The 9,199-nt window shown below is 74.7% G+C and carries 10 protein-coding genes; 3 read left to right on the top strand and 7 right to left on the bottom strand.

Annotated features, from left to right (window positions below; genetic code table 11):
* Positions 1-89: 89 nt before the first annotated feature.
* The 6 genes from GD880_RS17790 to GD880_RS17815 all read right to left on the bottom strand — a co-directional run bounded on the left by GD880_RS17790 (position 90) and on the right by GD880_RS17815 (position 5,290).
* The gene (locus GD880_RS17790; RefSeq protein ID WP_152232947.1) at positions 90-320 is read right to left on the bottom strand and encodes a hypothetical protein; all 231 of its coding nucleotides are present in this window, start codon (positions 318-320) and stop codon (positions 90-92) included.
* Between the two features lie 187 nt (positions 321-507).
* Positions 508-2,022 carry a catalase gene (locus GD880_RS17795; protein ID WP_152232948.1) on the bottom strand — a complete coding sequence of 505 codons (1,515 nt, stop codon included), beginning with the start codon at positions 2,020-2,022 and terminating at the stop codon, positions 508-510.
* Entirely contained in the window at positions 2,019-2,468 is a 450-nt protein-coding gene (locus tag GD880_RS17800) for a Fur family transcriptional regulator (RefSeq protein WP_152232949.1), read from the bottom strand. Before GD880_RS17800 ends, GD880_RS17795 begins: the two co-directional genes overlap by 4 nt.
* A 143-nt stretch (positions 2,469-2,611) precedes the next feature.
* The gene (locus GD880_RS17805) at positions 2,612-3,511 is read right to left on the bottom strand and encodes a D-hexose-6-phosphate mutarotase (protein WP_152232950.1); all 900 of its coding nucleotides are present in this window, start codon (positions 3,509-3,511) and stop codon (positions 2,612-2,614) included.
* A 60-nt stretch (positions 3,512-3,571) separates the two neighbouring features.
* Positions 3,572-4,021: a hypothetical protein gene (locus tag GD880_RS17810; RefSeq protein ID WP_152232951.1), complete on the bottom strand. Its 450-nt coding sequence runs from the start codon at positions 4,019-4,021 to the stop codon at positions 3,572-3,574.
* Positions 4,022-4,105: 84 nt separating this feature from the next.
* A complete protein-coding gene (locus GD880_RS17815; protein ID WP_152232952.1) occupies positions 4,106-5,290 on the bottom strand; it encodes an MFS transporter in 1,185 nt (394 codons plus the stop codon).
* Between the two features lie 114 nt (positions 5,291-5,404).
* Here GD880_RS17815 and GD880_RS17820 point away from each other — a divergent pair, with 114 nt between their 5' ends.
* The 3 genes from GD880_RS17820 to GD880_RS17830 all read left to right on the top strand — a co-directional run bounded on the left by GD880_RS17820 (position 5,405) and on the right by GD880_RS17830 (position 8,541).
* Positions 5,405-6,109: an HAD hydrolase-like protein gene (locus GD880_RS17820; protein ID WP_152232953.1), complete on the top strand. Its 705-nt coding sequence runs from the start codon at positions 5,405-5,407 to the stop codon at positions 6,107-6,109.
* Positions 6,106-7,059 (top strand): aminoglycoside phosphotransferase family protein, encoded by a 954-nt coding sequence (locus tag GD880_RS17825; protein ID WP_152232954.1) that lies wholly within the window; start codon positions 6,106-6,108, stop codon positions 7,057-7,059. Before GD880_RS17820 ends, GD880_RS17825 begins: the two co-directional genes overlap by 4 nt.
* 159 nt (positions 7,060-7,218) lie before the next feature.
* A complete protein-coding gene (locus GD880_RS17830; RefSeq protein ID WP_152232955.1) occupies positions 7,219-8,541 on the top strand; it encodes an AI-2E family transporter in 1,323 nt (440 codons plus the stop codon).
* Positions 8,542-8,631: 90 nt separating this feature from the next.
* Here the strand turns inward: GD880_RS17830 and GD880_RS17835 are convergent.
* Positions 8,632-9,199, bottom strand: a 568-nt coding sequence (locus tag GD880_RS17835; RefSeq protein ID WP_264372300.1) for an OB-fold nucleic acid binding domain-containing protein, incomplete at its 5' end; no start/stop codon positions are given.

Genomic DNA, 9,199 nt, shown 5'->3' on the forward strand with positions numbered 1-9,199 from the left:
CGCGCCGGGCTAGTTGGGCCAGGTGGTCGCGCAGCGGAAGGGCGACCGGATTACCGGCCGCCCTTCCGCGCGTCGTGCCAGCCGGGACGTCAGTCCCAGCCCCACCAGTTGTGGTAGTGCCTGAAGTGGTGGCCGTGGTGGTGCCGGAAGTCCCGATCGTGGTGCCGGAAGTCCCGGTGGTGGTGGCGGCCGTCGTCGTAGCGGTAGTGGTGGCCGTAGCCGTCACCGTGCTCGCTGGCGGACGCGGCGCCCGCGGTGCCGCCCAGGACGGCCACGCCGATCACGACAGAGGCGAGGCCGCCAAGAATCTTTCGCTTCATGGGGAGGGCCCTTCGTGCTTGGTGGGGTACATCGGGCAACACCACTCTGAGGGGCACTCCCTGAACGGAACCTGAACCATGCTGACGGACCCTTTGCCGGCAAAACCGCCGTCAACGCGGGCGCCGGAAGCGGACGCGCAGGGGCCCGGCGACCGTCCGGTCGCCGGGCCCCGTTTCTTCCCGTGCGTCAGCGCACCGCGACGGCCTCCTCGGCCGCCTCGTTGTCGACGCCGACCTGCGGGTCGCCCTTGCCGGCGTAGACCGCGGCCTGGATGCGGTCGCCGATCTCCTTGTCCACGTTCTTCCAGTACTGGAAGGCGTTCTGCAGGACGACCTCGTGCTGGATGCCGGCCAACGAGCCGGCGACGGTCTCGACGAGCTGCTCGCGCTGGGCGTCGTCGAACACCTCGCGCACGAGCGTGCCCGCCTGGCCGAAGTCGTCGTCCTCGGCGTGCAGGGCGTAGGCGCTGCGGACCATCTCGCCGTCGGCCTCCCAGCCGTCGTCGACCGGGCCGGTCTCGTCCGACCACGGGCGGCCGAAGGAGTTCGGCGCGTAGACCGGGGCGTCGCCGGAGTGCTCGAAGGTCATGTTGCCGTCGAAGGTGTAGGACTGCACCGGGATGATCGGCTTGTTGACCGGCAGCTGCTGGTAGTTGGTGCCGATGCGGGCGCGCTGGGCGTCGGCGTAGGCGAACACGCGGCCGAGCAGCATCTTGTCCGGGGAGACGCCGATGCCGGGGACGGTGTTCGACGGCGCGAACGCGGCCTGCTCGATCTCGGCGAAGAAGTTCTTCGGGTTCCGGTTCAGGGTCATCGTGCCCACCTTGATGAGCGGGTAGTCGGCGTGCGACCAGACCTTGGTGAGGTCGAACGGGTTGAACCGGTAGGCCTTGGCCTCCTCGTAGGGCATGACCTGCACCGACAGGGTCCAGCTCGGGAACTCCCCGCGCTCGATGGCGTCGAAGAGGTCGCGGCGGTGGTACTCGGCGTCGGAGCCGGCGAGCTTCTCGGCCTCCTCGTTGGTGAGGAACTCCATGCCCTGGTCCGTGTGGAAGTGGTACTTCACCCAGAACTTCTCGCCGGCCTCGTTGACCCACATGTAGGTGTGGGAGCCGTAGCCGTTCATGTGGCGCCAGGTCTTGGGCAGGCCGCGCTCACCCATGAGGTAGGTGACCTGGTGCGCGGACTCGGGGTTCTGCGTCCAGAAGTCCCACTGCATGTCGGCACTGCGCAGGCCGGAGGCGGGCAGCCGCTTCTGCGAGCGGATGAAGTGCGGGAACTTCATCGGGTCGCGCAGGAAGAACACCGGGGTGTTGTTGCCGACGAGGTCGTAGTTGCCCTCGGTCGTGTAGAACTTCAGCGAGAAGCCGCGCACGTCACGCCAGGTGTCGGGCGAGCCCTGCTCGCCGGCGACCGTGGAGAAGCGGGCCAGCATGTCCACCGTGGCCCCGGGCTGGAACATCGCGGCCTTGGTGAAGCGCGAGACGTCCTCGGTGGTCTCGAAGGTGCCGAAGGCACCCGAGCCCTTGGCGTGCGGGTTGCGCTCCGGGACGCGCTCGCGGTTGAAGCTCGCGAGGGTCTCCACGAGGTGCACGTCGTGCAGCAGCAGCGGGCCGTTGGAGCCGAGGCTCAGGGAGTTGCGGTCGGAGACGGCGGGGGCGCCGAACTGCGTGGTGGACGGGACCTGACTGGTGTCGGTCAAGACAGCTCCTTCATTTCCTTCGTTGGGGTGGAACGGGACAGGCAGGAGGGGCAGGTGCCCCAGTAGATGACCTCGGCCGTGTCGATGACGAAGCCGTGGTCCTCGCTCGCGTGCAGGCACGGGGCCTCGCCGACGGCGCACGCGACGTCCTCGACACGGCCACAGCTGCGGCAGACGAGGTGGTGGTGGTTGTCCCCGCGGCGGAGCTCGTATCGCCCCGGGGAGCCCTCGGGCTCGATGCGCCGCAGGATGCCGGCGGCCGTCAGCGCGCCCAGGACGTCGTAGATGGCCTGGGTGGACACCGAGCCCAGCCGTTCGAGCACGCCGGCACGGACGGTCTCGGCGTCGGCGTGGGGGTGCGTGGCCACCTCCTCGAGCACGGCCAACCGTGGCGCCGTCACGCGCAGGTGAGCCTGCCGCAACAGTTCCGGATACGTGGCGACCATATGAAGAGCGTACGGCGCTTTCTGGAATCACTCAAGGATTGGAGTCGTTCACCTCTCGGTCACGGCGACGTCTCCCGCCGGTCACCCCGGCCGGTGTCAGGCGGAGGCGACCGGCCGGTGTCAGGCGGAGCGACCGGCCGGTGTCAGGCAGAGGTGGCCGCGATCCGGGCGGTCATGGTGTGACTCTCCCCGGCGCGCAGGATGATCGCGTCCTCGAGCGCGTTGGCCGTCTCGACGCAGACCATCGTGGGCCATTCGGCGTCGTCGTAGTCCGCCATGGCCGCGGCCTTGGCGCTCCAGGGGTTCCACACGACCGTGTTCGCCGAGGCCTCCTTCGCCACGACGACGGTGCGCGCGCCCGGGTCGACGACGGTGGCCGTGCCGGTGGAGCGGTACACCCGGTCCGTCTCGCCGGTGAAGACCACCGGGCCGGACTGGACGGCGTGCGTGCCCCCGGCCGCCTTGTCCAGGTACGCCGCGCCGTCGAGCCCCTCGACGGTGACGGCGGTGACGTCCCGGACGTGGAGATAGCTGTGCAGCGCCTCTTCGAAGGAGCACTGCTCGGTGCCGGTGTTGCGCGCGGTGAGGGCCAGGGTGAGCTGGGGGCCGAAGGTCACCGCGTAGGTCAGCTCGAAGGGGAAGCGCCACACGCCCGAACCGGGCAGCCCGGCGACGTCCGCCTCGGTGAGCCGGAACGTCAGCGTCACCACCCCGTCGGCGTCCTCGGCGCCCACGAGGGTCCAGTCGGCCAGCCGGGCGAAGCCGTGGGCGGGCGACATGCCCGGTTCCCGGCCGGGACCGAACCACGGGAAGCAGATCGGCACGCCGCCGCGGATGGGCCGCTCGGGGGCGAACACGCTGGCCCGGCTCATCCAGATCACCGGGTGCTGGCCCGCAGGGGTGAAGGCGGTGACGTGGGCGCCGTGGAGGTAGACCTCGCCGGTGGCGACCGCGGTGCGCACCCGCAGCACGGGCAGGCCGCCCTCGCCGTCGGCGGCGGTGACGGAGGCGGGCAGATCGACGGTGACGAGGTCGCGGGACATGTCCACGACGGTAACGCGGGCGTGCCCGCCCGGCCCACCGGTGCCACGCCCCTGCCCGGCTCACGGCTCGAGCTGGTGGTCCTCGCGCTGCTCGTCGACGTAGGCGGAGAGGATCTGGGCGGAGAGCGCGTCGATGCGCTCGTCGACGTGCTTGGACTCCTTGGCGGCGGCGTGCCGGCTCATCGCGCCGAGCAGCGGCAGGGAGGCCTCGACCTTGTCCAGCTGGCGGCGCCAGTCCTCGGCGCGGTGCCGCTCGGCGTCGTCGTCGGCGGAGCTGATGAGGTAGGCGACCTGGTCACGGAGCACGCCGATGCGCCGGCGCAGCCCCTCCTCGCCCCGGTTCTCCTGGCGGGCGTTGGCCATGCGCGTGACCTGCTGGGAGACCAGGTAGTAGATCTCCGGGTTCTCCTCACGCATGCGGGTGAGCATCGGCCCCATCCGGCGCACCGCCTCCCAGACCGCCGGACCGGCGGTCACGGCGATCTTCACGAGTGCGCTGACCTTGCCCACGGCTCTCCCCCGGCTCCCGCTGCCTGTCCCCCAGCGTGCCACGGGCGGGTGCGGGCCGCCCGGCCGGCCCTGCCGGGGACGGCGTCACCGCGCCGGCAGGGAGCGCCGGGGCAGCCCGGCGGCGGCCACGGCCGCGGCGGCCACGAGCACGAGCGCGGCCAGCACGGTGCCCTGCCACGCGGCCATGTCCCACGCCTGCCCGAGCAGGACACCGCCCGCCGAGGAGCCGAGGTAGTACACGAGGGTGTAGCGCCCCGACGCGGCCGAGGGGCGCGGCGCCAGCCGGGGCACCGTCGAGCTGGCCACCGCGTGGGCGACGAAGAAGCCCCCCGCGACCAGCAGCAGCCCGAGCCAGATGAGCGCCAGGGGGGCCGCGAGCGTGACGGCGACCCCGGCCGCGCAGCCGCCGAGCCCGGCGAGCACGGCCCCGCGCACCCCGACGCGGGCGGTGAGCCGGCCGGCCAGCGCCGAGGTGACCGTCCCGGCCAGGTAGGTGAGGAAGAACGCCGAGGCGGCCCCGGTGCCGAGCAGGTAGGGCGGGGCGCTCGTGCGGTAGCCGATGACGTTGAAGATCCCGACGAACATCGCCATGCCCAGGCCGCCAACGAGGTACAGGCGCACCCGCGCCGGGCGCCGCCCGTCGTCCCGGCCCGCGGGCGCGGCCGGGGCGCCGGCCTGGGTGGGCCGCCGGGAGGCCGGCAGCAGCGCGTGCGCCGCCGCGGTCACCGCGGCGGCCGCGAGCGCGACGGCGAGCACCGCCCCGCGCCAGCCCCACACCTCGGCGGCCAGGCCGGCGAGCAGCCGACCGGCCATCCCGCCCACGGTCGTGCCGGCGATGTAGAGCCCGCCCACCCGCGTCACCACCGCGGGGTGGACCTCCTCGGCGACCCAGGCCAGCGCCGCGGCCGGCACGCCGGCGAGGGCGACGCCCTGCAGCCCGCGCAGGCCGAGCAGCAGGGGGAAGGACGGCGCCCACGCCACCACCGCCCCGGCGAGCGCCGCCGCGGCGAGCCCGCCGGTGATGACCCGGGCGCGGCCGTGGCGCTCGGACAGCCGGGCCAGCGGCAGCACCGCGACGGCGATGCCGGCGGTGCTCACCGAGACCAGCAGGCTCGCCTTGCTGGCGCCGACGGCGAACTCCGCGCCGATGGGCACGAGCAGCGGCTGCACGGCGTAGAGCAGGGCGAAGGTGGCCAGGCCGATGCCGAACAGCGCGGCCAGGGCCCGGCGGAGCTCGGGGGTGCCTTCTCGCAGCCCGGTCCCGCTCATGGGCGGGCGGCGCGGCGCGGGCAGGTCACCGGCCCACCCTACGACCGCCCCGGAACCCGACCCGCGCCGTCCACCTATGGTGGTGGCGCCCCGACCCGGAAGGAATGGCCACCCATGACCACCCCCGCCGACCCCCTGGCGCCCGGCGCCGGCACGCCGGCCACCGCCGTCCTCCTCGACCTGGACGGCACCATCACCGACTCCGCGGGCGCCATCACGCACTCGATCAGCGAGTCCCTGGCGGCCTTCGGCTACCCCGCGCAGACCCCGGCACAGCTGCTGCGCTTCGTCGGCCCGCCGATCCGCGATGGGCTCCAGCGCTTCGCCGGCGTCACGGACGCCGACCTCGAGGCCGTCGTCGCCGACTACCGGGACCGCTACGGCGCCCGGATGCTCGACGTCCCCGTCTTTCCCGGCATGGCCGACCTCGTGCGCGACCTCCACGCCGCCGGCGTCCCGATCGCCCTGGCGACGTCGAAGATGCTCACCATGGCCCGGCCGATCCTCGAGTACGCCGGCCTCGACCAGTACTTCACCGTCATCTGCGGGGCGACGGCGGACGAGACCCGCTCCGCCAAGGCCGACATCGTCACCGACGCCCTCGACGGGCTGCGCGCCGCCGGCGCCGACGTCTCCGGCGCGGTGATGGTCGGCGACCGCCACCACGACGTCCAGGGGGCCGCGGCCAACGGGATCCCCGCGGTGCTGGTGCGCTGGGGCTACGCCCAGCCGGGCGAGGAGGCCGGCGCCCGGGCCGTCGTCGCCGACGCCGGGGAGCTGGCCGCCGTGCTCGGGGCCGCCGCACCGGCCCGGCGATGACCGCCGCGCCGGACGCGGTGGCGGTCCCGCCGGCCCTGCGCCGCGGCTCCGGGGCCACCGATGACGGCGCCGCCTGGCTGACCCGGCTGCCGGACCTCGTCGACCGGGCCCGCACCCGGTGGGGGCTGCGGCTCGAGGCGCCGTTCCCGGCCGGGACGACGGCGTGGACCGCCCCGGCGCGCACCGCGGACGGGTCCGACGCGGTGGTGAAGATCGTCTGCCCGCACCCCGAGGCCGCCGCCGAGGCCGCGGGGCTGCGCGCCTGGGCGGGGCGCGGCGCCGCCGAGCTGCTCGATCACGACGCCGGGACGTGGACGCTGCTGCTGCGCCGCGCGCGCCCCGGGCACGGCCTGGAGGCCGACCCCGAGCTCGCCGAGCGGCGTCCCGCCGTGCGCGTCGACCTCGCCGCCGAGCTGCTCGGCCGGCTGCACGCCGTCGACCGGGCGGACGACGTCCCCAAGCTGGCCGACCTCGCCGCGGACCAGGCGGCCCTGCTGCGCGAGCGGGGGCAACGGTTCGCCGGGCCCCTGGGCGCCGACCCCGGGCTGGTGGCCGACGCCGCCGCCCTGCTCGAGGAGCTGCCCCGGGGCGGCCGGCGCGCCCTGCTGCACGGGGACCTCAACCCGGGCAACGTCCTGGCCGACGACGGCGCCGGACGGCGCCGGTGGCTCGCCATCGACCCCAAGCCCGTCCTGGGCGACGCGGCGTTCGACGCCTGGCCGGTGCTGACGCAGGTGGGCGAGCCCTTCGCGGAGGAGGACCCGGTCGGCACGCTGCGCGCCCACACCCGGGTGCTGTGCGCGACGGCGGGCCTGGAGACCGACCGGGTGGCGGCCTGGGCGCTGGCGCGCTCGTGCGAGTCGGCGCTGTGGCGGGCGGCCAAGCAGGGCGACCGCGACGGCGCCCGCGCCGAGCTGGCCCAGGCGCGGGCCTGGGCCCGGCTGGCCTGATCCGGCGCGTCGTCCCGGGCGCGGCCGCCGGCGCGGCCCCTTGTCGCCCGGCGCGGCCTTGCCCTCCCGGCGCGCCTTGTCGTCCTGGCGCCGGCGACGGCGCGCCCGGTCCGTCGTGTCCCCCCGTCCGCGGTGCGCCGGTGAGGCAGACTGGGCTTGATGGCAACGATGGGCGATCGCTCCAGGCGGCTGCTGGGCCAGGTGGGCCGGCGCGCCGGCGGCGGCGTGCCCCGCCGCTTCCGGCCCACGCGGCCCAGCGCGGTGGACCAGGTCGTCCTCCAGCCGGAGGTGCCGCCGGCGCGGCGGGCCGTGCGCCCCACGGCCGCCGGGCGGGTGACGCTGCGGCGGCTGCCCGACCGGTCGGTGCGGGCCGAGGCCGGCGACGGCGTGCCGAGGTGGATCCGCAAGTACGGGCTCATGGCCTGGCTGCTCATCGGGATGGTCATCGTCGTGGGGATGATCGTCTTCGCGACGTCCCGCATCCAGGCCGTGTTCATCGCGGTGTTCATCGCCCTCGTGGTCACCTCGGTCCTGGACCCGGTCGTCACCGGGCTCGCCCGGTACATGCCGCGCGTGCTGGCGACGGTGCTGGGGTTGCTCGGCTCATTCCTGGTCGTCGCCGGGCTGCTGACCTACGTGATCACCTCCGTCGCCGGCCAGTGGCAGAGCCTGGCCGAACGCTTCGGCACCGGCATCAACCAGATCCTCACGTGGCTCGAGACCGGCCCGCTGCCCTGGCACGTCACCCAGGCCGAGATCACCAACGTCATCAACGAGGCGGTCGCCCAGGCGACCAAGTACATCCAGCAGAACGCCGGCGACCTGGCCGGACAGGTGCTGAGCAACGCCGGCGCCGTCGCGCTGGTCTTCACCGTGCTGGCGCTGAGCCTGTTCGTGACGATCTTCTTCCTCGCCCGGGGCGGGCAGATGTGGCGCTGGTTCCTCAACCAGCTGCCGAGCAAGAACCGCGAGCGCGTGCACACCGCCGCCAGCGCCGGCTGGTACACCTTCTCCGGCTACGCCCGCGGCACGATGATCGTGGCGTTCTTCGACGGCATCCTCGCCTTCATCCTGCTCTCGGTGGTTGGCGTGCCCCTGGCCGCGCCGCTGGCGGTGCTCGTGTTCATCGGGGCGTTCATCCCGCTCATCGGCGCCCCGCTCGCCATGATCGTCGCGGCCGTCGTCGCCCTGGCCGCCGAGGGGTTCGTCGCCGCCCTCATCGTCACCGTGGGCGTGGCGCTCATCGGTCAGATCGAGGGGCACATCCTCGAGCCGCTGGTCATGGGCAAGCAGGTCTCGCTGCACCCGGTCGTCGTCGCCCTGGGCGTGGCCGCCGGGACCTTCCTCGGCGGGCTGCTCGGTGCGATCATCGCCATCCCGCTCATCGCGGTCGTGTGGGCGGTGTACTCCGCGCTGCACCAGACCGACCCGCCGATGGAGGAGGCTCCGCCACCGGTGCCGCGGCGGGGCCGGGCGGGCTGAGGCGCCCCGCCGAGGCGCGGCCCGGGTGCGGTCCGGGTCCCGCCGCCCGGGTGCCGCCGGGCCCGGGTGCCCGGGTGCCCGGGCCGGTTTCTACCGGAAGTCCCGCGAGGCGGAGGGCACCACCAGGCTGAGCGGGGAGATCTTGTCCGCCACGAGGTTGGTCACCCCGTCCGCCCGCTCGAGGGTGCCGCGCACGACCAGCGCCGCGCTGGTGCGGGCCACCTTGCGGTAGCGCGCCCACAGCCCGGACGAGCACACGACGTTGAGCAGGCCCGTCTCGTCCTCCAGCGACAGGAACGTCACCCCGCCGGCGGTGCCGGGGCGCTGGCGGTGCGTGACCACCCCGGCCACCTGCAGCCGCTCCCCGGGCGGGCGGCCCGCGAGGCCGGCGACCGTGACGACGCCCCCGGCCGTCAGGTCCGCCCGGCGGAACTGGGTGGGGAAGGAGTCCGGGGACACGCCGGTGGCCCACACGTCCGCCACGGCGGTCTCGACCGCGTCCATGTCCGGCAGGGCCGGCGCGTCGGCGCCGACGGCGGTGCCCGGCAGCGGGGGCTGGTACCAGGCCTCGGCCGGCCGCTCCTGCCCCGCGGCCCCCGCGCCCGGCCGCGTGCCCGCAGCGCCGGCCCGGCCAGCGGCCCGCCCCGCGGCCCGCCCC

Origin of the sequence: Georgenia ruanii (genome assembly GCF_009193175.1) — a bacterium.
Lineage (GTDB): Bacteria > Actinomycetota > Actinomycetes > Actinomycetales > Actinomycetaceae > Georgenia > Georgenia ruanii.

What these genes read in the sequence shown, in the direction of transcription:
- GD880_RS17790 (WP_152232947.1), bottom strand. Translation starts at nt 320, where the DNA reads ATGAAGCGAAAGATTCTTGGCGGCCTCGCCTCTGTCGTGATCGGCGTG.
- GD880_RS17800 (WP_152232949.1), bottom strand. Translation starts at nt 2,468, where the DNA reads ATGGTCGCCACGTATCCGGAACTGTTGCGGCAGGCTCACCTGCGCGTG.
- GD880_RS17805 (WP_152232950.1), bottom strand. Translation starts at nt 3,511, where the DNA reads ATGTCCCGCGACCTCGTCACCGTCGATCTGCCCGCCTCCGTCACCGCC.
- GD880_RS17815 (WP_152232952.1), bottom strand. Translation starts at nt 5,290, where the DNA reads ATGAGCGGGACCGGGCTGCGAGAAGGCACCCCCGAGCTCCGCCGGGCC.
- GD880_RS17820 (WP_152232953.1), top strand. Translation starts at nt 5,405, where the DNA reads ATGACCACCCCCGCCGACCCCCTGGCGCCCGGCGCCGGCACGCCGGCC.
- GD880_RS17825 (WP_152232954.1), top strand. Translation starts at nt 6,106, where the DNA reads ATGACCGCCGCGCCGGACGCGGTGGCGGTCCCGCCGGCCCTGCGCCGC.
- GD880_RS17830 (WP_152232955.1), top strand. Translation starts at nt 7,219, where the DNA reads ATGGCAACGATGGGCGATCGCTCCAGGCGGCTGCTGGGCCAGGTGGGC.